The organism is Variovorax defluvii, assembly GCF_039541515.1.
In the GTDB taxonomy this organism is placed as follows: Bacteria; Pseudomonadota; Gammaproteobacteria; order Burkholderiales; family Burkholderiaceae_C; genus Variovorax; species Variovorax defluvii.
In genome coordinates this window covers 319,616-341,928 of sequence record NZ_BAABGJ010000076.1, presented here as the reverse complement: position 1 = coordinate 341,928, position 22,313 = coordinate 319,616, and the positions used below count along the sequence as shown (strand labels likewise).

Below are 22,313 nucleotides of genomic sequence, written 5' to 3'. Positions count from 1 at the left end.
GGCCGGTGGCATCCGGGCAGCGCTCGGGTAAAATGCGCCGCTTCCGAGGAGCGTTGCAGCGCCATCAGGCGTGAGGCTCGGACCCCTTCGCAACCACGCTCACCCGCTGTCCTCGCGGTGAGTCCATTTCCCGACCCAGCCCGGCCCAGCGGCATTTTCAAAACTCGTTTTGGAGCCCGACATGAGCGCTGTACTCAAACCCACCGCCGACCAGGCGGTCGCCGACATCTCCCTGGCCGCCTGGGGCCGCAAGGAAATCCGCATCGCGGAAACCGAAATGCCCGGCCTGATGGCCATCCGCGACGAATACGCCAAGAGCCAGCCGCTCAAGGGCGCGCGCATCACCGGCTCGCTGCACATGACGATCCAGACCGCGGTGCTGATCGAAACGCTTCAGGCGCTGGGCGCCACCGTGCGCTGGGCCTCCTGCAACATCTTCTCCACGCAGGACCACGCCGCGGCCGCGATCGCCGCGAACGGCACGCCGGTGTTCGCGATCAAGGGCGAGTCGCTGGAGGACTACTGGGACTACACCCACCGCATCTTCGACTTCGGCCCGAAGGGTTCGGCCGGCGAAGGCCCGAACATGATTCTCGACGACGGCGGCGACGCCACGCTGCTGATGCACCTGGGCCAGAAGGCCGAGAAGGACCGGAGCGTGCTGGCCAATCCGACGAGCGAGGAAGAGCGCATCCTCTACGCCGCGATCAAGGCCAAGCTGGCCGCCGATGCCACCTGGTACACCCGCAAGTCGGCCGACATCATCGGCGTGACCGAAGAGACCACCACCGGCGTGCACCGCCTCAACGAAATGGCGGCCAAGGGCACGCTGCTGTTCCGCGCCATCAACGTCAACGACTCGGTGACGAAGAGCAAGTTCGACAACTTGTATGGCTGCCGCGAGTCGCTGGTGGACGGCATCAAGCGCGCCACCGACGTGATGATCGCCGGCAAGGTGGCGGTGGTGGCCGGCTACGGCGATGTGGGCAAGGGCTCGGCCCAGGCCCTGCGCGCACTGAGCGCCCAGGTGTGGGTGACCGAGATCGACCCCATCAACGCGCTGCAGGCGGCCATGGAAGGCTACCGCGTCGTGACGATGGAGTACGCGGCCGACAAGGCCGACATCTTCGTCACCACCACCGGCAACAAGGACGTCATCACGCACGCCCACATGGCTGCGATGAAGGACCAGGCCATCGTCTGCAACATCGGCCACTTCGACAACGAGATCGAGGTCGCCTCGCTCGAGAAGTACCAGTGGGAAGAGATCAAGCCGCAGGTCGACCACGTGATTTTCCCGGACGGCAAGCGCATCATCCTGCTGGCCAAGGGCCGGCTGGTCAACCTGGGCTGCGGCACGGGCCACCCGAGCTACGTGATGAGTTCCTCCTTCGCCAACCAGACCATCGCGCAGATCGAGCTCTTCACCAAGCCCGATGTGTACCAGCCCGGCAAGGTCTACGTGCTGCCCAAGCACCTGGACGAGAAGGTCGCCCGCCTGCAGCTGTCCAAGCTCGGCGCCCAGCTCACGGTGCTGACCGACGCCCAGGCCGCCTACATCGGCGTGGACAAGAACGGTCCGTACAAGCCGGACACCTACCGCTACTGAGCGGGGAAGGCGCAGCGCCGTGCGCGCCGACCAATTGCTCGTCGAACGCGGCCTGGCCGCGTCGCGCTCGCAGGCCTCGCGGCTGATCGCAAGCGGGCTGCGCTGGCGCGACGGTGCGCAGTGGCGCAGCGTGGGCAAGAGCGGCCAGGAGGTGCCGGTGGATGCCGAACTCGAGCTGGCCGATGCCGGCGAGACGCGCTACGTTTCACGCGGCGGGCTCAAGCTCGAGGGCGCGCTGGTTGCCGCTGGCATCGACGTGAGAGACAAGCGGTGCCTCGACGTCGGGCAGTCCACCGGCGGCTTCACCGATTGCCTGTTGCAACAGGGTGCCCGCCACGTGGTGGGCGTGGACGTGGGGCATGAACAGTTGCACCCCCGGCTGCGCGGCGATGCGCGCGTGACCGCCCTCGAAGGCGTGAACGCGCGTGCGCTCGACGCCTCGACCCTGGGCGGTGCGCCCTTCGACCTGATCGTGGGTGACCTGTCCTTCATCTCCCTGACGCTCGTGCTCCCCTCGCTCCAGCCCGTGCTGGCCAGCGAGGGCGAACTTCTGATGCTGGTCAAGCCGCAGTTCGAGCTGCAGCCGGCGCAGATCGGCAAGCGCGGCATCGTGCGCGATGCCGCGCTCTACGCGGTGGTCGAGCAGCGCCTGCGCACGGCTTGCAAGGCGCTCGGCCTGCAGGTGCGGGGCTGGTTCGACAGCCCGATCGCAGGTGGCGACGGCAACCGCGAATTCTTCATTCATGCCGCTCCCGCGAGCGGAACACCAGGAGCCGGCCGTGCGCCTTCCGTTGAGCTTTGAGTTTTTTCCGCCCAAGACCCCCGAGGGCGTGGTCAAGCTGCGCGCTGTGCGGCAGCAGCTGTATGCGCACCGGCCCGAGTTCTGCTCGGTGACTTATGGCGCCGGCGGGTCCACGCAGGCCGGTACCTTCGGCGCCGTGCGCGAAATCCTGGACGAGGGCATCGATGCGGCCTGTCACTTCTCTTGCATCGGCGCTACCCGCAGCACGGTGCTCGAGCAACTGGCGCAGCTGAAGAGCATGGGTGTCAAGCGCCTGGTTGCGCTGCGCGGCGACCTGCCCAGCGGCTACGGGATAGGCGGCGAGTTCCACTATGCGAGCGACCTGGTCGGCTTCATCCGCGAAGAGACCGGGCACGATTTCCACATCGAGGTGGCCTGCTATCCCGAAGTCCATCCGCAGGCGCGCTCGCCCGAGGCCGACCTGCAGGCCTTCGCGGCCAAGGTGCGCGCCGGGGCCGACTCCGCGATCACCCAGTACTTCTTCAGCCCCGAGGCCTACTTCCGCTTCGTCGGCGAGGTGCGCCGGCTCGGGCTGGACACGCCCATCGTGCCCGGCATCATGCCGATCACCAGCTCCACGCAATTGATGCGTTTTTCCGATGCCTGCGGTGCCGAGATCCCGCGCTGGATCCGGTTGCGGCTGCAGGGCTTCGGCGACGACACCGCCTCGATCAAGGCCTTCGGTCTTGACGTCGTGACCGATCTGTGCGAACGCCTGCGCGCGGGTGGCGCACCGGCGCTGCACTTCTACACCATGAACCAGTCGGTGGCGACGCTCGCGTTGCTGAAGCGGCTGGGCTGGGGCGGATGAAGGGGGGGCGCCTCGCGCAAAGTGCGGCGCTGGTGCTGGCGGCGGCCACGCTGGCGGCCTGCACGACGCCGCCCAAGCCGTCCGAACCGGCCAGCGAGGTGCCCGGCACCGGCCTGCGTCCGCTGGCACGGCAGCCTGCGCTCCCGCCCGGCGCACCGCCGCGGTCGCAGGTGCCTTCGGTGCGCTATGACCTGGCGGTATCGGGCCTGGGGGAGGACGACGGCGTACCCGGCGACCCGGGCTCGCGCGAGATCTTCGAGCGGGGCGGCGCGTCGTGGTACGGCATCCAGTTCCATCAGCGCAAGACGGCGAACGGCGAGCGCTTCAACATGATGGCGATGACCGCGGCGCACAAGACACTGCCTTTCAATACCCGGGTCTGCGTGCGCAGCCTGGTCAATGGCAAGGAGGTCATGGTGCGCATCAACGACCGCGGTCCCTACGCGGCCGGCCGCATCATCGACCTGAGCCAGGCCGCGGCCGAGTCCCTTGGGATGCTGGGCATGGGGATCAAGCAGGTGGCGCTCTCGATCATGGACAGAAACGGCATGCGCTGCGGCGATGCTGCGCTGGACCCGGATGTCTTCGATGCGCCGCTGCCGGAGGCGGCTGTCGCCAAGCCCGAAAGAGAATCCACCTCCCGCCGCGCACGCGCCGTGCGCGAGGTGCCACCCCGCATGCGGCGCTGACGCGGGTCAGACGCCGGCGTCGAGCGAAAACGCCGCGTGGCGGTCCTGCGCGAGGCGCGCGGCCATCTGGGGCAGCGCGATGGCGAGCTGTGCCTTGAGCGTGTAGGGCGGGTTGATCAGGAACATCCCGCTGGCCGGCAGGCCCGGACGGTGCTGCGCCCCCGTGGCGTCCGTCACGATCTTGCTGGACTTGACCGTGAGCGTCGCGTGCAGCCATGGCTTGCCGGCCTTGGTGGCCAGCGTCCTGAGGCGGCGCGGCAGGTCGTGCGCCTCGGGCCGCGGAATGATCGGATGCCAGATCGCGTAGCTGCCGGTGGCGAAGCGCTTGAGCGCTGCGCCGATGAAGTCGAGCACGCGCCCGTAGTCGCTTTTGATCTCGTAGCTGGGGTCGCACAGCACCAGGGCCCGGCGCGAAGGCGGCGGCAGGAACTTGGTGGCGCTGCCGAAACCGTCCTCCCGCAGGACGGCGATCTGGCGCCCGGCCTCCAGCTGGGCGATGTTCGCGGCGAGCGTGCGCGCGTCGGTGGGATGCAGCTCGAACAGCTTGAGCTTGTCCTGCTCGCGCAGCAGGTGGTGGGTGATGAAGGGTGATCCGGGGTAAATGCGTGCACCGCCCTTGGGGTTGAAGTCCCGTACCACCGCCAGGTAACGTGCCAGTGCGTCGGCCAGCGGCGCCGCGTCGTCCGACTGGGTCTGCGGCGCCATCAGGCGCAGCACGCCTTCGGCGGCCTCGCCACTGGTTCCCGCGTAGTCGCCGTCGAGCCGGTACAGGCCAGCGCCGGCGTGCGTGTCGACCACGGTGAGCGCGGTTTCTTTCTCCAGCAGGTGGTCGAGCACGGCAATCAGCACCGTGTGCTTGAGCACGTCGGCGTGATTGCCGGCATGGAAGGCATGGCGGTAGCTGAACATGGATAAGGTGCCTGGTATGAGTGGGGGATGGCCGAGGTCAGAGAGACCCTGTGCGCCCTGGGGCGCTATTCTGACCGCCAGGGCCCTCGATGTCGTCGATTTGCCGGCCCGGGTCGGAATTTCATATAATCTCGGGCTTCGCAGCGTTTTTGCGGCCCCGCGGCGAAGGTCATCTCCCACCTAAGAGGTTCCCGAAAGAGGAACACCGACCGTGGAAAAGGGCCCGCCAAACCTCTTTCCTCCCGGAAAACTCATGACCAAGACGTTCAGCGCAAAACCCGCTGACGTGACGCACGAGTGGTTTGTGATTGACGCGACCGACAAGGTCCTCGGACGAGTAGCCAGCGAAGTTGCTCTCCGTCTGCGCGGCAAACACAAGGCCATTTACACGCCTCACGTCGATACCGGCGACTACATTGTCGTCATCAATGCAGCCCAGCTGCGTGTCACCGGCGCCAAGCCGCTCGACAAGGTGTACTACCGCCACTCGGGCTACCCGGGTGGCATCACCGCCACCAATTTCCGCGACATGCAAGCCAAGCATCCGGGCCGCGCCCTGGAGAAGGCCGTCAAGGGCATGTTGCCCAAGGGTCCGCTGGGCTACGCCATGATCAAGAAGCTCAAGGTGTACGGCGGCGCCGAGCACCCGCACACCGCCCAACAGCCCAAAGCGCTGGAAATCTAAGGAGCTTCCGAATGATTGGTGAATGGAACAATGGCACCGGCCGTCGCAAATCCAGCGTCGCCCGCGTGTTTCTGAAGAAGGGCTCCGGCAAGATCACGGTCAACGGCAAGGACATCACCGAGTTCTTCGGCCGCGAAACCTCGATCATGATCGCCAAGCAGCCGCTGTACCTGACCGACAACGTCGAAACCTTCGACATCATGGTCAACGTGGCTGGCGGTGGCGAATCGGGCCAGGCCGGCGCGACCCGCCACGGCATCACCCGTGCGCTGATCGACTACGACGCCTCGCTCAAGCCCGTGCTGAGCCAGGCCGGTTTCGTGACCCGCGACGCCCGCGAAGTGGAACGGAAGAAGGTCGGTCTGCACTCCGCGCGCCGCCGCAAGCAGTTCTCGAAGCGCTGATCGGCCCACCGATCGCGTTGGGCATGTTGCCTGCACTGTCAAAGAGCCGCCTTCGGGCGGCTTTTTGGTGATTGCAGTAGCATTTGCTTTCTGGCCGCTGCGTTCGGCCTCTCCACAGGAGTTTCCCCCATGAGTGCCGTTGCCGACAACGTTCAAAACCAGATGCCCGACCCGATCGTCTTCACGGACAGCGCGGCCGCCAAAGTAGCCGACCTGATCGCCGAAGAGGGCAACCCCGATCTCAAGCTGCGTGTCTTCGTACAGGGTGGTGGCTGCTCCGGCTTCCAATACGGCTTCACCTTCGACGAGATCGTGAACGAGGACGACACCACGATGACGAAGAACGGCGTGTCGCTCCTGATCGACGCCATGAGCTACCAATATCTGGTCGGCGCCGAAATCGACTACAAGGAAGACCTGCAGGGCGCCCAGTTCGTCATCAAGAACCCCAACGCCACCAGCACCTGCGGGTGCGGGTCCAGCTTCTCGGCCTGACCATCCCAGACTCTTGCGAAAGCCGCCTTCGGGCGGCTTTCTCGTTCATGAGCACCACCACATCCTCCACGCGCAAGAGCCTGCTGTGGCTCGTGGCCGTCGGCTTCTTCATGCAGACGCTGGATGCCACCATCATCAACACGGCCCTGCCTGCCATGGCGGCCGGCCTGGGAGAGAGCCCGTTGCGCATGCAGTCGGTGGTGGTGGCCTATTCGCTCACGATGGCGATGCTGATCCCTGCCTCGGGTTGGATCGCCGACCGCTTCGGCACCCGGCGCGTGTTTTTCGCCGCCATCGTGCTGTTCGTCATCGGTTCGGTGGCCTGCGCGTTGTCGCACAACGTCGGGCAACTGGTCGCGGCGCGCGTCCTGCAGGGGATGGGCGGTGCCTTCCTGCTGCCGGTGGGCCGGCTGACGCTGCTTCGGACGGTGCCACGCGCCGAATTCCTGGCCGCCATGAGCTTCGTCGCCATCCCGGGGCTGATCGGCCCGCTGCTCGGCCCCACGCTAGGCGGTTGGCTGGTGCAGTACGCCTCCTGGCACTGGATCTTCCTGATCAACGTGCCCGTGGGACTGGCAGGCTGCATCGTCACCCTGCGGCTGATGCCTGATCTGCGCGCCCTGCTGCGTCGCCGCTTCGACGGCGCCGGCTACGCCATGCTTGCGTTCGGCATGGTCTCGATCTCGCTGGCGCTGGATGGGGTCTCGAGCCTCGGCCTGCGCGAGGCTGGCGTGCTGCTGCTGCTGGTCTTCGGCTTCGCCAGCATCACGGCCTACTGGCTGCACGCTCTGCGGCGTCCCGATCCGCTGTTCGACCCGGCGCTTTTTCGCATCCCCACGCTCAGCATCGGCCTGCTCGGCAACCTGTTCGCGCGCCTCGGCAGCGGCTGCATGCCATTCCTCATCCCGCTGCTGCTGCAGGTCTCGATGGGCTACACGCCGCTGCACGCGGGGCTCATGATGCTGCCGATCGCGCTGGCCGGCATGGCGATGAAGCGGGTGGCGACACCGCTCATCACGCGCTTCGGCTACCGCCGGGTGCTGGTGGTCAACACCGCGCTGGTCGGGATCACGATGGCCAGCTTCGGCCTGGCAACGCCCGAGCAGCCGGTGGCGATGCGCATCCTCCAGCTCCTGGTCTTCGGCGCGGTCAACTCACTCCAGTTCACCGCGATGAACACGGTGACGTTGCGCGACCTCGACCAGGACATGGCCAGCAGCGGCAACAGCCTGCTGTCGATGGTGCAGATGCTGGCGATGAGCCTGGGCGTGGCAGCCTCGAGTGTGGTGCTGGCCGGCTACGGCGAGGTGTTCGGCCATGCAAGCGCGCCGGCGACCCTGCATGCTTTCCAGGCGACCTTTGCCAGCATGGGGCTGATCACGGTGGCTTCGGCGCTGATCTTCTGGCACCTGCCGCCGCATGCACGTTCGGTGCAGCCGGAGGAGCCCGAGGTCTCGGGCCAGCGCTAGCGCAGTCAGGCGGGGTAGATCGCGCCCAGCACGCGCGCGCCGCGGGCGCCGGTCACGCTGGCGAGGTTGCCCGACTCGCGCCGCAGGGTGCTGCGCGCCAGCCAGGCAAAGGCCGCCGCCTCCACCTGCTGCGGCGGCAGGCCGCGTTCGGCCGAGGAAAGAACCTGCACCGCCGGCAGCAAGGCCCGCAACCGGGACAGCAAGTGATCGTTGAGCGCGCCGCCGCCGCAGACGATCAGCGTGCCGATGTGCTCGCCATGGCGCTGCAACTCCGTCGCACAGACCATGGCCGTCAACTCGGCCAGCGTGGCCTGCACGTCGGCCGGCTGGCTGGCAGCGTTGCCGAGGTGGGCGGCCAGCCAGGCCGGGTTGAAGAGGTCCCGGCCGGTGCTCTTGGGCGGAGCCTTGGCGAAATAGGGGTCGGCCAGGCAACGCGAGAGCAGATCGGGCAAGACCTTGCCGCTGGCAGCCCAGTGGCCGCCCGTGTCGAAAGGCTTTCCGATGTGGCTCTGGCACCAGTGGTCGAGCAGCGCATTGCCCGGTCCGCAGTCGAAACCCAGCACCGTGCCGGCGCCGGCCGGCAGCAGGCTCAGGTTGGAGATGCCGCCCAGGTTGAGCACCGCCACCGCCTGGTCGCCGCGCGCGAACAGCGCCCGGTGAAAGGCCGGCACGAGCGGTGCGCCCTGGCCTCCGGCCGCCACGTCGCGGCTGCGGAAGTCGGCGACCACGCAGATCCCGGTGAGCTCCGCGACCAACGAGGGGTTGTTGATCTGCAGCGTGTAGCCCACGTCGTCGAACTCGCCGGGTCGATGCCGCACGGTCTGGCCATGCGCGCCAATCGCGGTCACGGCGCCGGCGGAGGTGCCGGTATCGGCCAGCAGACGCTCGACCACGCCCGCATAGACGCGCGCCAACCCGTTGCCGGCCAAGGCGGCGCGGTGCAACTCGTTGTCGCCGCCGAGGGTATTGAGCGCCATCAACTCGGCGCGCAGCGACACCGGAAAGCTCGCGGCGGCATGGGCCTTGACCGCGATCCGCTCGTCGGAGAAGTGGGCCAGGACGCCGTCCACGCCGTCGAGCGACGTGCCGGACATCAGGCCGATGAAGAGTTCCTCAGCCATCCCGGCGCGAAGAGGAGCGATGAACTGGAGAGACGAACTCAGTCGGCGCTCGCCTGGACCACGGAGAAGGCCGCCGACAGCTCGGTGCGGGTGGCCAGCGCCAGGCGCTCGAAGGCCGGGCGCGCAGCGGGGGAGATGGGGGCGCCGCCTTCCTGTTGCGCAATCGTGGTCGGGTCGCGGTATTCACCATTCACCCGGAACTCGAAGTGCAGGTGCGGCCCGGTGGCCCAGCCGGAGGAGCCGACCGCACCGACGGTCTGGCCCTGGCTCAGCGTCTGGCCGACGCGAACGTCGATGCGGCTGAGGTGCGCGTAGGCCGTCTGCTGGTTGTCGCGATGGTTGACGATGACGATGTTGCCGTAACCGCTCTGCACGCCGGCAAATTCCACCGTGCCATCGCCAACGGCCCGCACGGCGGTGCCGGTCGGCGCCGCGAAGTCGATGCCGTTGTGCTGGCGCCAGCTGTTGAGGATCGGATGCATGCGCATCGCGAAACCGCTGGACACACGCGTGAACTCGACCGGCGAGCTCAAATAGGCGTGCCGCAGGCTGTCGCCATTGGGCCGGTAGTACGCGCCCTTCTGGCCGGGCTCCTGGAACCACAAGGCCTGGAGCAGCTTGCCGTTGGTCTCGAACTCGGCCGACAGCACGCGCCCGGTGCGCAAGGTCTGGCCGTCGGCCTCGAAGGTCTCGTAGACGACGGCGAAGCGGTCACCCTTGCGCAGCGAGCGGAAGTCGACTTCGCCGGAGAAGACATCGGCCAACTGGCTGGCCACGGCATCAGGGATGCGGGCGTCGTCGGTCGCCGCGAAGAGCGAGGTTCGGACGATGCCGCTGGCCAGCCGGGTGCCGGGCGTCAGCGCGTCGGTTTCGGTGCGGGCGCGGAAACTGCCGCCGACCTTTTCCACGACGAAGCGCTTGAAGCCGCCATTGCTGTCGGGAATCCAGCGGGCGCTGAGTTTCTGGAGCGTATTGTCCTGCGAGGCCTCGACCGTGACCGTGCGGCCTGCGCGGCCCAGCAGGGCCGTGCGCGCCTCGGCATTGCCGCGCACGAAGGCCGCAGCCGCGTCGTCGGCGATGCCAAGGCGCCTCAGCAGCGCCTCGGCGGTGTCGCTCGATCGGGTGATCTCGGTGCGGAACAGGGTAAAACCATGGGTGTCGAGTGCCTCGACCTGATCTTCGAAGGCCAGGGGCTTGACGGACTCGAACACCTGCTTGACGGGGAGTTCTGAGGCATCGGGCCCCAGCGAGGCGACGGCGAAGGCACCGCCACCGGCACTCAGTAGCAGCGCCGCGATGGCCGCGGTGATCTGCCGTGGGTAGGTCCGGAAGGTATGGGCGACCTTGGATGCAAGCGCTTCCTCGGCGGCCAGGATGCCGTTGATCAAACTACGAATTCCAGCTCAGGTTCAGCAGATCCGCGCTGCAAAAGGCCGTGTCGGACGGCGGGCAGGGCGGTGCGGAAAAAGCGCCGCTTAGAATCCGGCGCTTGAAAAAGTCGGGCTGAGTATAGCTTCGGACATAGTGAACCTTGCCCAAAAAAGCCATGAAAACCGGTTTTGTTACATCCACAAGTCTGTCGGAAGCTGTAGGACAAGCCCTTGAAATTTCGCTTCGTGGGACGGACGAATTGCTTCCCCAAGAAGACTGGATCAAGAAACTCCAGCGCTCGGAAGCCACCGGCCAACCGCTGCGCATCAAGCTGGGCCTGGACCCGACGGCGCCGGACATTCACATCGGCCACACGGTGGTGTTGAACAAGATGCGCCAATTGCAAGATCTGGGCCACCAGGTGATCTTCCTGATCGGAGACTTCACGACCACCATCGGCGACCCCTCGGGCCGCAACAGCACCCGGCCTCCGCTCACGCGCGAGCAGATCGAGGCCAACGCGCAGACTTATTACCGCCAGGCCAGCCTGGTGCTGGACCCGTCCCGGACCGAGATCCGCTACAACTCCGAGTGGAGCGATCCGCTGGGGGCCCGCGGCATGATCCAGCTGGCGGCCAAGTACACGGTGGCGCGCATGATGGAGCGCGACGACTTCCACAAGCGCTTCAAGGCCGGGCAGTCGATCTCGGTGCACGAATTCCTCTATCCGCTGATGCAGGGTTACGACTCGGTGGCCTTGAAGTCCGACCTCGAACTCGGCGGCACGGACCAGAAGTTCAATCTGCTCGTCGGCCGTCATCTCCAGCAGGAGTACGGCCAGGAGCCGCAGTGCATCCTCACCATGCCGTTGCTGGAGGGCCTGGACGGCGTCGAGAAGATGTCGAAGAGCAAGAACAACTACATCGGCATCACCGAGGCGCCGAACACCATGTTCGCCAAGGTGCTGTCGATCTCGGACGAGCTGATGTGGCGCTGGTACACCCTGCTGTCCTTCCGTTCGCTGGCCGAGATCGAGGCCTTGAAGGCCGAGGTCGCGGGCGGGCGCAATCCCAAGGATGCCAAGGTGGCGCTGGCCAAAGAGATCACGGCGCGCTTCCACAGTGCCGCGGCGGCCGAAGCGGCCGAGCAGGACTTCATCCATCGCAGCAAGGGCGGCGTGCCGGATGAGATCCCGGAGGTCAGCCTGGCGGGCGCGCCGCTGGGCATCGCCCAGTTGCTCAAGCAGGCGGGCCTGGCGCCCTCGACCTCGGAGGGCAACCGCCTGATCGACGGTGGCGGCGTGCGGATCGATTCGGGCGCGGTCAGCGACAAGGGACTCAAGCTCGGTGCCGGCACCTACGTCGTGCAGGTGGGCAAGCGCAAGTTCGCGCGCGTGACGTTGAGCTGAATGCCTGCGCCGAGCGCTTGAGCCGAGGCCGTTCTCAGCGGACCTCGATCGTCACGCGCCGGTTGCGCGGCTCCTCGACCTCGTCGGCCGTCGGGACTGCCAGATCGTGCTCGCCGCGACCGGCTGCCTCGATGCGATGTGCCGGAAAGCCGCGCGCCACGAACAGCTGCTTCACCATGCCAGCCCGCAGGCGCGACAAGTCGTCGTTGCGCGTCTGCGAGCCGATCGTGTCGCTGTGGCCGATCACCACGATGTCTCCACCGCTGCGTGCCTGCGCGGCCTCGAGGGCTTCACTCATCGCGATCTGCGACGAGGCTGTGAGTACCGCGCCGCCGGTGTCAAAGTACACCGTGTAGTGGAGCGCCGGTGCGGGCATCAACTCGAACAGCGCCCTGTGCTCGGCCTGCAGCCTGGCTGGATCGGCCCGGTCGATCACGGGGCCGCCGCGGCTGCGCGCCGTCGCCCGCTGGTAGGGCTGCGAGAGCGTCTCCTCGGTGTCGTTGTTGCCGCGAACGACGACCGCCGAGGCCGAGCCGTTCGCCTGCGGCAGCAGCACCACCCGTGTCACCGTTGGCGTGGAACAGGCCGCGAGCCATGCAGCCGAGAAGACGGACGCGGCAAGCGCGAGGCGGCGGCGCACCATCACTGGGACGTGTCCGCTTGCACGATGAAGTCGGTGCCGCGAATGCCGATGGTGGCAGTCTGGGTCTCGATGCGCACTGCGTCGGGCTGCGTCTTGCCGATGAGGCCCGTGACCATGCGCATCGAGCCGCGTAGCAGCGAGAGCAGGAGGCCGCCGTCGCGCGTGGTCGCATCGAAGTGGAACTGCTTGAGGTCGAGTCGCGAGGACGGGCCGATCACCAGGGTCGTGCCGTCTCGCAGCACCAGGCTGGCAGCCGAGTCGGCGTCGGTCTGGATGCGGTCGATGGGGGCGACGGGATCGCCGGGCTGTGCGCTGCGGGTGTTGCCGTCGGCGCCCAGCAGGTGCACCTTGCCGCGGACGGTCTTCAGGAGGCCGGCATGCTCGGTGGCCGGCGACGCGACGCCCGGTGCCGGGCTGGTGGCGGTCTGGGCCAGTGCGGCCGTGCCGGTGAGCAGGAGCGCAGACACAGCCGCATGGATGAGTCGGGTCATGAGTGGTGCGATAGGAAGGTTCTCGAACTCGCCGCCCATCGTACGCCACGTCCCGCCGCGGCCTGCGGCGACGCGATAATTCGCGACCCTGCCAGCGGCCACGTTCCGACTTCGTCTTGACAGTCCAGCTTCCCTCTCCATCGCCCCGCGGCCCGAGTCCGCAGTTCCTGCTGCGCGCATCGGTCGCCGTCGCGCTGGTCACGATCGTGCTCAAGGGCGCGGCCGGCTGGCTGACCAACTCGATGGGGCTGATCTCCGATGCGATGGAGTCCTTCGTGAACCTGGCCAGCGCCATGTTCGCACTGGCCATGGTCATGATCGCCGCGCGCCCGGCCGATGAAGAGCACCCGTATGGGCATCACAAGGCCGAGTATTTCTCGTCCGGCTTCGAGGGCATTCTGATCTTCGCCGCGGCCGGTGCCATCGCATGGGCCGCGGTTGCGCGTTTGCTGTCGCCGGAACCCCTGGAGCAGCTGGGCTGGGGGCTGGCGCTGTCGGTGTTGAGTTCGGGGCTCAACGCCGCCCTGGCCATGGCCCTGTTCCGTGCCGCGCGCACCCACCGGTCGATCGCGTTGGAAGCCGACGCCAGGCACCTCATGGCGGACGTCTGGACATCGGCGGCGGTGCTGGTGGGCATCGTCACGGTCGGCCTGACGGGCTGGCTCTGGCTCGATCCTGTGCTGGCGATCGGCGTGGCGCTCAACATCGCGCGTGAAGGCGTCAAACTGGTCTGGCGCTCCGCGCAGGGCCTGATGGACGAAGCGCTCGATCCCGCTGCGCAGGCACTGCTGCATGGCGCGCTCGAGCAGTTCGCCGCGAGCGTTCCGGAAGGCCGGCAATTGCGCTTCGACGACATCGTCACGCGCCGCGCCGGCCAGCGTCTTTTTGCGGATCTGCACATGCACGTGCCAGGCGATTGGTCGCTGCAGCGGGCTGCGAGGCTGCGCGACATGCTGGAGCAGACGCTGATGGATGCGGTGCCCGGGCTGCGCGTGACGATCCAGTTGCTGCCTTTGGGCATGGAGGCGCGCGCGACGCGCATGGAGGAAAGCGAATCGTGAAGGCATTGCTGCAGCGCGTCTCCGAGGCGCGCGTCGACGTCCTGGGTGAGACGGTGGGTGCGATCGGCCCCGGGCTGCTGGTGCTGCTGTGTGCCGAGCGCGGCGACCACGATGCGCTGGCCGACCGCATGCTGTCCAAGATCCTCAGGCTGCGCATCTTCTCCGACGAGGCCGGCAAGATGAATCGCAGCGTGCAGGACATCGGCGGCGGCCTGCTGGTGGTGAGCCAGTTCACCCTCGCGGCCGACACCGGCGGTGGCAACCGCCCCAGCTTCACGCTGGCGGCGCCCCCCGACGAAGGACGGCGGCTTTACGAGTACTTCGTGGCGAAGGCGCGCGAAGCGCACCCGGTCGTCGCCACCGGCGAGTTCGGCGCCGACATGCAGGTGCGGCTCGTGAACGACGGGCCGGTCACCATTCCCCTGCAGATTCAATAGTCAATAGGGGTTGCGGATGCCGAGCCGCGCGAGGATCTCGATCTCGCGCGCCTCCATCGCCTGCGCATCGGCCTCGCCGGTCTCGTGGTCCCAGCCCTGCGCGTGCAGGGTGCCGTGCACCAGCAGGTGCGCATAGTGCGCCGCCAGGGTCTTGCGCTGCTCCTTCGCCTCGCGTGCGACCACGGGGGCGCACAGTACCAGGTCGGCCATCACGACCGGCGCCTGCGCGTAGTCGAAGGTCAGCACGTTGGTGGCGTAGTCCTTGCCGCGGTACGCGCGGTTGAGCTGCTGTCCCTCCTCGGCATCGACGATGCGCACCGTGATCTCGCCGTCGGCGTCCAGCGCATGGCGGATCCAGCGCACGACCCGGTGCCGCGGGAGCGCAGTCCGATGCCGCGCCACGTCGCGAAAGCGCGCGAACTGCAGGGAGAGCGACAGGTCGGCCAGTGCCATCACGAGGCGGCCGTTCGCTTGCGCGCGCCGTCGTAGGCATCGATGATGCGCGCCACCAGGGGGTGCCGCACGACGTCGCCGCTGTTGAAGCGGGTGATCGCGATGCCGTTGACGCGCTTGAGCACGCGTTCGGCATCGATCAGGCCGCTCAGTTGTCCCTTGGGCAGGTCGATCTGGCTCACGTCGCCGGTGACCACCGCCTTCGCGCCGAAGCCGATGCGCGTGAGGAACATCTTCATCTGCTCGGGCGTGGTGTTCTGCGCCTCGTCGAGGATCACGAAGGCGTTGTTGAGCGTGCGCCCGCGCATGAAGGCCAGCGGCGCGATCTCCAGCGTGTTGCGCTCGAAGGCCTTCTGTACCCGGTCGAAGCCCATCAAGTCGTAGAGCGCGTCGTAGAGCGGGCGCAGGTACGGGTCCACCTTCTGCGTCAGGTCGCCCGGCAGGAAGCCGAGCCGCTCGCCGGCCTCCACGGCCGGGCGGGTGAGAACGATGCGCTGCACGGCGCTTCGTTCCAGCGCATCGACCGCGCTGGCCACCGCCAGGTAGGTCTTGCCGGTACCGGCCGGGCCGATGCCCAGCGTGATGTCGTGGTTGGCGATGTTGTGCAGGTAGACGCTCTGGTTGGGCGTGCGCGCCTTCAGGCCCGTGCGCCGCGTCGCCAGCGTCACGGCGCCGTCCTCGTCCTCGCCTACCGAGCCGTCGCCTGCGAGCGTGAGCTGCACCACGGCAGCGTCGATCGGCCGTTGCGCGATCTCGTAGAGCGCCTGCAGCACTTCCATGGCGCGCTGCGCGTTGGTCTTGTGGCCCTCGACCTTGAACTGCTCGTGGCGGTGCGCGATCTTGACGTCCAGCGCCTCCTCGATGCGCCGAAGGTGCCCGTCCAACGGCCCGCACAGGTGGGAGAGACGGGTGTTGTTGGGCGGGGCGAAGGTGTGTCGCAGAATCACGCGGATTTCATTTTCTCGAAGAAGGGCACCCATGATAGGCAAACTCACCGGCATCCTGGCCGAGCGCAATCCGCCCCAGGTGGTGGTCGACTGCAACGGCGTCGGCTACGAGGTGGATGTGCCGATGAGCACCTTCTACAACCTGCCCGGACCGGGCGAGCGCGTTTCGCTGCTCACCCATTTCGTGGTGCGGGAGGACGCCCAGATCCTCTATGGCTTCGGAACCGCCGAGGAGCGTGCCGCCTTCCGTCAGCTGATCAAGATCTCGGGCGTCGGGCCGCGTACGGCGCTGGGTCTGCTCAGCGGCATGAGCGTGGGCGAGCTGTCGCAGGCGGTGACGCTGCAGGAGGCCGGCCGGCTGGTGAAGATTCCCGGCATCGGCAAGAAGACCGCCGAGCGCCTGCTTCTCGAACTCAAGGGCAAGCTGGGCGCCGAGCTGGGCGCCCCGGCCCATGCTGCCACCGATGCGCAGGCCGACATCCTGCAGGCGCTGGTGGCGCTCGGCTACAGCGATCGGGAGGCGGCCACGGCGCTGAAGGCCTTGCCGAAGGACGTGGCGGTGGGCGAGGGAATCAAGCTGGCCTTGAAGGCGCTGGCGAAGTAGGCGGCACGGCGCCGCACCCGCGTACCTACCAATTCTGGTAGTTGACGCATTCCGCGGCAGGCCGCTTAATCCGCGGCTCTCGCTTTGCTTCGGCTTCATTCGAACAAGAAGGCCGAGTCCCCGGAGGAAACCCACATGACCAATGCTTATGCGTCCATCTCCGTGTATCGGGGCTGGGTCGTCTCGCTGACGCTCGATTCCACGCCAGGCCAGGGCCTGGAGGGGTGCGCCCTCATGCAGTTCGAAGGGGTTTGCATGGAACGGCTGGCCTACGCCAGCGCGTCCCAGAGTTTCGATGAGGCCCTCACCGTGCTCGGCCAGGAGGCGGAGGCCTTTGTCGACCGATGGCATGTCATGGCGGCGGCACGGCAAGAAGAGCAACAAGCAGAGCTGGTCGAGGCATAGGCGCGGCGTCCGACGCGCTGGCAGCCGCTGTGACAGCCAGGCTGGGTCGCGCGAGCGATCCGGTGGAGCGGACCTTGGCCATGCGTGACGTGCTCTTTCGTGACGGCGGCTTCCAGTTGACCACCATCCGCAGGCTCGGAAGAACACGGCCAATGCATTTGTCTACGCGATGCATCGAGGAAGACGAAGGCGCTGCAGCTGGGGTACGTGGCGATCGAGGACGTTCGGAGTACCGTGAGGATACGAGTGCAATGAAATAGATGGCGATTCGTAGAGACGGCAGTGCTTCGGCTTAGGTGGTGAGTAGTTGACGTTTCGGCCGGAAACCGCGATCACGGCACCCACCAGTACCGCAGCGCATGAAAGTAGATCGGCGCCGCAAAGACCACCGAGTCCAGCCGGTCCAGCATGCCGCCGTGGCCCTCGATCATGGTGCCCCAGTCCTTGACGCCGCGGTCGCGCTTGATGGCCGACATCACCAGGCCGCCGAAGAAACCCATCACGCAGATGGTGAGCGCCATCAGGGCGGCCTGCCAGGGATTGAAGGGCGTGGCCCAGTAGAGCGCCGCGCCCAAGGCCGTGGCGCTGGCCACCCCGCCCACCAGGCCTTCCCAGGTCTTCGATGGTGAGAGTTCGGGTGCCACCTTTCGCCGGCCGAAGAGCTTGCCCCACACGTACTGCAACACGTCGCTGCCCTGCACAACGATCACCAGGAAGGCGATCAGCAGCAGTTCGCGGCCTTCGAAGCCGGGGATCTCCAGCGTCAGCAGCGCCGGCACGTGGCTGATGCAGAACACGCAGACCATGAGCCCCCATTGCACCTTGGACGTGCGCTCGAGGAAGCGCTTGGTATCGCCGCCCACCGCGGCAAGGATGGGCAGGACCAGGAAGGCATACACCGGGATGAAGATCGCGTAGAGCCCGTACCACTCGATCCAGATCAGGAAGTACTGCACCGGCAGCGCGATGAAGAAGGCGACGGCGATCGCGTGGTGGTCGCCGCGTCGGGTGTAGGCCAGGCTGATGAATTCGCGCAACGCGTAGAAGGAGATCAGGTAGAACAGCACGATCACCCCGCCCTTGCCGAAGGCGAAAGCGAGGCCGATCACCGCCACCATCGCCCACCAGGCCTTGACCCGCGCGTTGAGGTTGTCGATCACGGGATGAGGCCCGCCCTGCGCCACGCGCCACTTGAGCAGCGCGCCGATGGCCGAGGCGAGGATCAGCACCCCGGCAACGCCGCCGAAGAGCATCCAGGTGGCATGGGTGGAGGCGGTCACGGTCATGGCGTGGGCTCAGTGCTCTTCTCTGTCGTAGTCGGGCCGCAGGTCCAGCATGGCGGCCCGGGCGCGGGCGATGAAGGCGGCCTTGTCCTCTCCTTCCTGCAGCACGATGGGCGCGCCGTAGCGCACGGTGCAGGCCAGCGGCACCGGCACCAGCGTGCCCTTGGGCAGCACGCGCTTCAGGTTCTCGATCCACACCGGCACCAGCCGCACCTGCGGGCAGGCGCGCGCGAGGTGGTAGAGCCCGCTCTTGAGCGGCAACAGCACCTCCTCGCCGATGTTGCGCGTGCCCTCCGGGAACATGATCAGCGAGTCGCCGGCCTGCAGCGCCTCCTTCATCTGGTCGACCGGGTTGACCGCCGCCTCGCTGCTCGGCGCGGCGCTGCCGTCGCGCCGGATCATGAGGGCGTTGAACACGTCGCGGCCGACGAAGCGGCGCAGCGGCGAGGCCTCCCAGTAGTCCTGTCCGGCGACCGGCCGTGTCAGTGCGCGCAGGTCGGGCGGCAGCGTGGCCCATAGCAGCACGAAGTCGCCATGGCTCGTGTGGTTGGCGAAGTAGAGCGTCTGCTCCGCCTTCGGGCCGGTGCCGCTCCAGATGGCGCGCACGCCGGTCAGCAGCTTGGCGAAGAGCACGATCAGCCAGGCCGCGACGACGGCGGCCGCACGGCGGGGCGGGCTGGGCGTCGCGTTCATTTCCAGTCCTGCATGGCCAGCGCCATCGCGAAGACGATCGTCTGAGCCACCACGGCGAAACCGTGGCGCTGCAACAGTTGGCGGGCGCCGAGTACGCGATCGGCCAGCGTGCGCTGGCCATCGGCCGCGCGGCGCAGCCCAAGCGTCTCCAGCGCGCGGTCCATGGCGGTGGCGGTGGGAATCGTGTCCCGTGCCAGCCCATCGAACAAGGCAGCGTCCAGCCGCAGGCGCAGTGCCAGATAACGCTCGGGCAGCCCCATCAGCGCCACGACCGCGAAGGCAGTCCAGGCGGCGGAGGGCAGGGAGCGCCCGGTCAGGGCCAGCACCAGGCCAGAGAGCAGTGACAGGGCCAGGCCCCACGTGGCCAGCACGCCGCTGGCCTGCAGCAGGCCGGCGGTAGCGGCGCACAGGGCGCGGTCGTCGTCATTCATGGCGAACCTTCCCGGAAGTCAATTGCGCCAGCAAGGCCAGCCATCCGTCGCGCAGCACGATCTGCGGGCGCGCCTGGCGCACGGCCGCGTGGGCTGCGTCGAAGCTGGCTGCCGTGCCGTGCAGGCCCAGCCAGGCCACCACCGACGCCGCGCTGCGCGAAAAGCCGAGCGCGCAGCAGACCCACACCGGCTGGCCGCGGCTGCGCAGCCCCTCGATCACGACGGCAGCGCGGCGCAGCTGCTGCGCCGGCGGCAAGGCCAGGTCCAGCATCGGCACGCAACGGGCGGCTGGCACGGGCGGCAGTTGCAGCTCCGCGCACAGGCCGACCAGCGCGGGACGGCCGGCCGCTTCCCATTCGGCGCGGCTGGGCCGGCGGCCCAGGCGCACGCCCGGCGCCACCTCCACCGAGGCCGGCAGGCCGCGCGTCCAGCAGCGTGCGTTGAGGGCGGCGCCGACGCGGTAGGGTGCGAAGAGCCAGCGTGCGCTCCAACGCATGCGGCCGTGGCGATCCATGCCGAAGCCGCGTGCGCCGAAGCCCGCGTAGTTGAGTGCGACCAGCACCAGCGCGAAGGCGGCCCAGTTCAGCCACAGGCCCAGGCCGCCGAGGACCAGCGCTGCGCCGAAAAAGAGCAGGCCGCCCGCCGCGTACAGCGCCGCCAGCTTCCAGCGCTGCGGATCGCGCGCCAGCTGCCAGCCGCGCGGCAGCGCCACCACGCGCTCCAGCGGCCAGAGCCACACGCAGACGAGGCCGAGCAGCGCGCCGGTCGGAATGTCGATGAAGTGGTGTTGCCAGGTGGTGAGCACCGAGGCGCAGATGGCGAAGGCCCACAGGTGCAGCACGGCGCGGGCCCAGCCGGCGTGGATGCGGCGCCGGTAGAAGTCCCACAGGATCACGGCCAGCGCGATGTGCAGCGAGGGCGCCTGGTTGAAGGGCTGGTCGAAGCCGCGCAGCGCGTCGAACAGGAAGGCCGGCGCACCCTCGACGGCCGGCTGGCCGAAGCTGAAGCGCAGCGGCCACAGGACGAAGCAGCTCACCGCCACCGCCTGTGCCGTCAGCAGGCGCGCCGCATGCCGGTCCAGCTCGTGGCGGCTGCGCGCCAGGAACAGGGAGAGGGCATAGAAGGCGTTGATGGTCCAGTACGGAAAGATGGTCCAGGCCCAGAAGGGAACGCCGCGCTCCCAGTCGAAGACCAGCGCCGGCACCGAGGCGCGGGTGGAGGCCCACCAGTTCGCAAAGCCATAGCTCGCATAGAAGAGCGGACCGAGCAGCGCCAACCAGGCGGCGGCGCGCTTCCAGGGGCGCGGCGCGGGCGTCATGCCTCGGTGCGTACCGCCAGGGAGACGGTAAAGATGCCCCACTCGTCGATGCGCTGGTCGATCTTGCGGAAGCCCGCGGCCTCGACCAGCTGGTCCATCTCGGCTTGCGTGCGGCGGCGCATCACCCAGGCCTGGCCCTGCCGGTGGCTGGTGAGGGCGCGCGCGATCATCTCGAGTTGCGGGTGCCAGGGCTGGCCGGTGTAGACCAGGTAGCCTCCGTCTTCCATCGCGTCGCCGACGCCGGCCAGGGAGCGGCTCACCACCTCGTTGTCGGGGAAGAGTTCGTACAGGCCCGAGACCACGGCCAGGGTGGGCCGCGGCATCACGCCGGCGAGGCTCGTGCGATCGAAGGCGTCGGCCTGCACGAACTGCGCGATGTCCTGCAATCCCTTCTCGGCGATCAGGGCGCGGCCGTCCCGCACGTTGATGTCGCTGTAGTCGCGCAGCAGGATCGAGCTGGCCTTGACCGGGCTGGACAGCACGGCGTCCAGCACGTAGCGTCCATGGCCGGCGGCGATGTCCATCACGCGCACCTCGCGGTGCCGCTCGGCCAGCAGCTCCATCGCCTTGCGCAGCAGTTCTTCCACGTGGACCTTGCGCTGGCGGATGCCGCGCCAACCGATGGAGTCGAGGTAGGTCCGGTCGATCGTGCGGCCCAGCGGACCGGCGCCGTGCGCCTCGTTGCGATAGACGTAGTCGAGCGTGCTGCCGGAGTCGAAGCCGGTCTCGTGGCCCAGCTTCACGCCGCTGGACAGCCGCCCGCCGAAGCGCAGGCCGGCGCGCGTGAGCGCCCAGTAGAGGCCGCGCGGGGAGAGCGCCGGCAGCGGCTGGGCCAGGGTGCCCGACTCGTCGGCGGTCGCGCCTCTCAGGTGGGCGGCGCGCAGATCCACGGGCGGCGGCGGCTGGTCGAACAGCGACAGGACGAACTCGCGGATCGCCTGCACGGCCGGGGCCCGGTCCTTCTCGCCCAGCGTGTCGTGGAAGAAGCCGGGCAGCTCCAGCTTGCGCTTGACGGTGCTGCCCAGCCGGCCGAAGAAGTCCTCCTGCGGCTGGCGGTGCACCACCCAGTCGGCGCCGGAGATCAGCAACTGCGTCGGCAGCGTGATGGCGTTGGCATCGGCGACCACGCGCTCGGCCGCCTCGTACAGCCCGAGCAGGATGTTGACCGCGATCGGCCGCGTGATCAGCGGGTCGCTCTCGTAGCTGGCGATGCGCGCCGGATCGTGGGTCAGGAACTTCGCCTTCACGTAGCTGTTGACGAAGAAGAGCCCGCGCAGCTTGTGCATGAGCGCCAGGCCGGGCCGCGCGAAGGGCACGTAGAGCTTGACCTTGAAGGCCGGCGAGGCGAGCGTGAGTCCGCGCACTTTCGGCGCGTAGTCGTGCGCCCAGGTCGCGACCAGCACCGCGCCCACGCTCTGCGCGACGACGTGGATGTCTTCCGGCGGCACGCCGTGCGCGCGGCCGATGTGCTCGATGAAGGTCTGCACGTCCCGCACCGAGGTGGCGAAACCGGGGCTGAAGCCGCGCTTCCCGGGCGAACGGCCGTGGCCGCGCGCGTCCCAGGCGAAGAAGTCGAAGTCGGGCAGCGCGAGTTCGTCCACCAGGTGCGCCATGCGCGCGCCGTGCTCGTGGCCGCGGTGGAACAGCACGATCGCGCCGCGCCGCGGGGCCGTCGCCGGCCAGTGCCGGTAGAACAGGGGGACGTCGTCGTGCGTCTGGAAATGGTGCTCCTCGGGGACGCGGGCATTGCTCGTCGGCGTCATCGGCTTCCTTC

General features: G+C 68.1%; 25 protein-coding genes and 1 riboswitch. Of the genes, 13 read left to right on the top strand and 12 right to left on the bottom strand.

The window, feature by feature from the left end; all coding sequences use genetic code 11:
• Nucleotides 1–40: 40 nt before the first annotated feature.
• Nucleotides 41–108: riboswitch (S-adenosyl-L-homocysteine riboswitch) on the top strand.
• A gap of 73 nt (nucleotides 109–181) precedes the next feature.
• From ahcY to ABEA07_RS21935, 4 genes are read left to right on the top strand one after another with little or no spacing between them, the layout of a single operon-like run.
• On the top strand, nucleotides 182–1,609 hold the full coding sequence (gene ahcY, locus ABEA07_RS21950) for an adenosylhomocysteinase (protein ID WP_345540509.1): 1,428 nt from the start codon (nucleotides 182–184) through the stop codon (nucleotides 1,607–1,609).
• A gap of 19 nt (nucleotides 1,610–1,628) precedes the next feature.
• On the top strand, nucleotides 1,629–2,411 hold the full coding sequence (locus ABEA07_RS21945) for a TlyA family RNA methyltransferase (protein WP_345540508.1): 783 nt from the start codon (nucleotides 1,629–1,631) through the stop codon (nucleotides 2,409–2,411).
• A complete protein-coding gene (metF, locus tag ABEA07_RS21940) occupies nucleotides 2,389–3,222 on the top strand; it encodes a methylenetetrahydrofolate reductase [NAD(P)H] (RefSeq protein WP_345540507.1) in 834 nt (277 codons plus the stop codon). The genes ABEA07_RS21945 and metF overlap by 23 nt, the downstream gene beginning before the upstream one ends.
• The gene (locus ABEA07_RS21935; RefSeq protein WP_345540505.1) at nucleotides 3,219–3,911 is read left to right on the top strand and encodes a septal ring lytic transglycosylase RlpA family protein; all 693 of its coding nucleotides are present in this window, start codon (nucleotides 3,219–3,221) and stop codon (nucleotides 3,909–3,911) included. Before metF ends, ABEA07_RS21935 begins: the two co-directional genes overlap by 4 nt.
• A 6-nt stretch (nucleotides 3,912–3,917) precedes the next feature.
• Here ABEA07_RS21935 and ABEA07_RS21930 read toward each other — a convergent pair whose 3' ends face one another.
• Nucleotides 3,918–4,820: a 23S rRNA (adenine(2030)-N(6))-methyltransferase RlmJ gene (locus ABEA07_RS21930; RefSeq protein ID WP_345540503.1), complete on the bottom strand. Its 903-nt coding sequence runs from the start codon at nucleotides 4,818–4,820 to the stop codon at nucleotides 3,918–3,920.
• 253 nt (nucleotides 4,821–5,073) lie between these two features.
• Here ABEA07_RS21930 and rplM point away from each other — a divergent pair, with 253 nt between their 5' ends.
• The 4 genes from rplM to mdtD all read left to right on the top strand — a co-directional run bounded on the left by rplM (nucleotide 5,074) and on the right by mdtD (nucleotide 7,873).
• Nucleotides 5,074–5,505, top strand: coding sequence for a 50S ribosomal protein L13 (gene rplM, locus ABEA07_RS21925; RefSeq protein ID WP_345540502.1), 432 nt, complete (start codon nucleotides 5,074–5,076; stop codon nucleotides 5,503–5,505).
• Nucleotides 5,506–5,516: 11 nt separating this feature from the next.
• Nucleotides 5,517–5,909 (top strand): 30S ribosomal protein S9, encoded by a 393-nt coding sequence (gene rpsI, locus ABEA07_RS21920; RefSeq protein ID WP_086923710.1) that lies wholly within the window; start codon nucleotides 5,517–5,519, stop codon nucleotides 5,907–5,909.
• A 129-nt stretch (nucleotides 5,910–6,038) separates the two neighbouring features.
• Nucleotides 6,039–6,404, top strand: a complete 366-nt coding sequence (gene erpA, locus ABEA07_RS21915) for an iron-sulfur cluster insertion protein ErpA (RefSeq protein WP_345540500.1) — start codon at nucleotides 6,039–6,041, stop codon at nucleotides 6,402–6,404.
• Nucleotides 6,405–6,451: 47 nt separating this feature from the next.
• Nucleotides 6,452–7,873, top strand: a complete 1,422-nt coding sequence (gene mdtD / locus ABEA07_RS21910; RefSeq protein ID WP_345540498.1) for a multidrug transporter subunit MdtD — start codon at nucleotides 6,452–6,454, stop codon at nucleotides 7,871–7,873.
• Nucleotides 7,874–7,878: 5 nt separating this feature from the next.
• On the opposite strand, the gene ABEA07_RS21905 is transcribed toward mdtD, so the two are convergent.
• Together ABEA07_RS21905 and ABEA07_RS21900 are read right to left on the bottom strand one after the other, a co-directional pair.
• Nucleotides 7,879–8,994 (bottom strand): anhydro-N-acetylmuramic acid kinase, encoded by a 1,116-nt coding sequence (locus tag ABEA07_RS21905; RefSeq protein WP_345540497.1) that lies wholly within the window; start codon nucleotides 8,992–8,994, stop codon nucleotides 7,879–7,881.
• A 38-nt stretch (nucleotides 8,995–9,032) separates the two neighbouring features.
• A complete protein-coding gene (locus ABEA07_RS21900; RefSeq protein WP_345540496.1) occupies nucleotides 9,033–10,382 on the bottom strand; it encodes a peptidoglycan DD-metalloendopeptidase family protein in 1,350 nt (449 codons plus the stop codon).
• A 158-nt stretch (nucleotides 10,383–10,540) separates the two neighbouring features.
• Between ABEA07_RS21900 and tyrS the strand changes: the two genes are divergently transcribed.
• A complete protein-coding gene (gene tyrS, locus ABEA07_RS21895; protein ID WP_345540495.1) occupies nucleotides 10,541–11,773 on the top strand; it encodes a tyrosine--tRNA ligase in 1,233 nt (410 codons plus the stop codon).
• A 34-nt stretch (nucleotides 11,774–11,807) separates the two neighbouring features.
• Here the strand turns inward: tyrS and ABEA07_RS21890 are convergent, their stop codons facing one another.
• Together ABEA07_RS21890 and ABEA07_RS21885 are read right to left on the bottom strand one after the other, a co-directional pair.
• On the bottom strand, nucleotides 11,808–12,416 hold the full coding sequence (locus ABEA07_RS21890) for an OmpA family protein (protein WP_345540494.1): 609 nt from the start codon (nucleotides 12,414–12,416) through the stop codon (nucleotides 11,808–11,810).
• Nucleotides 12,416–12,907: a FecR family protein gene (locus ABEA07_RS21885; RefSeq protein ID WP_345540492.1), complete on the bottom strand. Its 492-nt coding sequence runs from the start codon at nucleotides 12,905–12,907 to the stop codon at nucleotides 12,416–12,418. The genes ABEA07_RS21890 and ABEA07_RS21885 overlap by 1 nt, the downstream gene beginning before the upstream one ends.
• A 116-nt stretch (nucleotides 12,908–13,023) precedes the next feature.
• Here ABEA07_RS21885 and ABEA07_RS21880 point away from each other — a divergent pair, with 116 nt between their 5' ends.
• The gene (locus ABEA07_RS21880; protein ID WP_345540491.1) at nucleotides 13,024–13,968 is read left to right on the top strand and encodes a cation diffusion facilitator family transporter; all 945 of its coding nucleotides are present in this window, start codon (nucleotides 13,024–13,026) and stop codon (nucleotides 13,966–13,968) included.
• The gene (gene dtd / locus ABEA07_RS21875) at nucleotides 13,965–14,405 is read left to right on the top strand and encodes a D-aminoacyl-tRNA deacylase (protein WP_345540489.1); all 441 of its coding nucleotides are present in this window, start codon (nucleotides 13,965–13,967) and stop codon (nucleotides 14,403–14,405) included. Before ABEA07_RS21880 ends, dtd begins: the two co-directional genes overlap by 4 nt.
• On the opposite strand, the gene ybeY is transcribed toward dtd, so the two are convergent.
• Together ybeY and ABEA07_RS21865 are read right to left on the bottom strand one after the other, a co-directional pair.
• Complete coding sequence (ybeY, locus tag ABEA07_RS21870; protein WP_345540488.1) at nucleotides 14,406–14,858, bottom strand: rRNA maturation RNase YbeY; 453 nt, start codon at nucleotides 14,856–14,858, stop codon at nucleotides 14,406–14,408. It abuts the gene before it with no gap.
• The gene (locus ABEA07_RS21865) at nucleotides 14,858–15,805 is read right to left on the bottom strand and encodes a PhoH family protein (protein ID WP_345540486.1); all 948 of its coding nucleotides are present in this window, start codon (nucleotides 15,803–15,805) and stop codon (nucleotides 14,858–14,860) included. Before ABEA07_RS21865 ends, ybeY begins: the two co-directional genes overlap by 1 nt.
• Nucleotides 15,806–15,836: 31 nt before the next feature.
• Between ABEA07_RS21865 and ruvA the strand changes: the two genes are divergently transcribed.
• Both ruvA and ABEA07_RS21855 read left to right on the top strand, forming a co-directional pair.
• Entirely contained in the window at nucleotides 15,837–16,409 is a 573-nt protein-coding gene (ruvA, locus tag ABEA07_RS21860) for a Holliday junction branch migration protein RuvA (RefSeq protein ID WP_345540484.1), read from the top strand.
• A gap of 135 nt (nucleotides 16,410–16,544) precedes the next feature.
• Nucleotides 16,545–16,814, top strand: coding sequence for a hypothetical protein (locus tag ABEA07_RS21855; RefSeq protein WP_345540482.1), 270 nt, complete (start codon nucleotides 16,545–16,547; stop codon nucleotides 16,812–16,814).
• A 332-nt stretch (nucleotides 16,815–17,146) separates the two neighbouring features.
• Here ABEA07_RS21855 and ABEA07_RS21850 read toward each other — a convergent pair whose 3' ends face one another.
• The 5 genes from ABEA07_RS21850 to ABEA07_RS21830 are packed head-to-tail and all read right to left on the bottom strand — an operon-like array spanning nucleotide 17,147 to nucleotide 22,302.
• Entirely contained in the window at nucleotides 17,147–18,100 is a 954-nt protein-coding gene (locus tag ABEA07_RS21850; protein WP_345540481.1) for a phosphatidate cytidylyltransferase, read from the bottom strand.
• 9 nt (nucleotides 18,101–18,109) lie between these two features.
• Entirely contained in the window at nucleotides 18,110–18,790 is a 681-nt protein-coding gene (locus ABEA07_RS21845) for a lysophospholipid acyltransferase family protein (protein ID WP_345540480.1), read from the bottom strand.
• Nucleotides 18,787–19,221, bottom strand: coding sequence for a hypothetical protein (locus tag ABEA07_RS21840; protein WP_345540478.1), 435 nt, complete (start codon nucleotides 19,219–19,221; stop codon nucleotides 18,787–18,789). The genes ABEA07_RS21845 and ABEA07_RS21840 overlap by 4 nt, the downstream gene beginning before the upstream one ends.
• Entirely contained in the window at nucleotides 19,214–20,539 is a 1,326-nt protein-coding gene (locus ABEA07_RS21835) for a phosphatase PAP2/dual specificity phosphatase family protein (RefSeq protein ID WP_345540476.1), read from the bottom strand. The genes ABEA07_RS21840 and ABEA07_RS21835 overlap by 8 nt, the downstream gene beginning before the upstream one ends.
• Nucleotides 20,536–22,302 (bottom strand): bifunctional alpha/beta hydrolase/class I SAM-dependent methyltransferase, encoded by a 1,767-nt coding sequence (locus ABEA07_RS21830; RefSeq protein ID WP_345540474.1) that lies wholly within the window; start codon nucleotides 22,300–22,302, stop codon nucleotides 20,536–20,538. The genes ABEA07_RS21835 and ABEA07_RS21830 overlap by 4 nt, the downstream gene beginning before the upstream one ends.
• Nucleotides 22,303–22,313 lie beyond the last annotated feature (11 nt).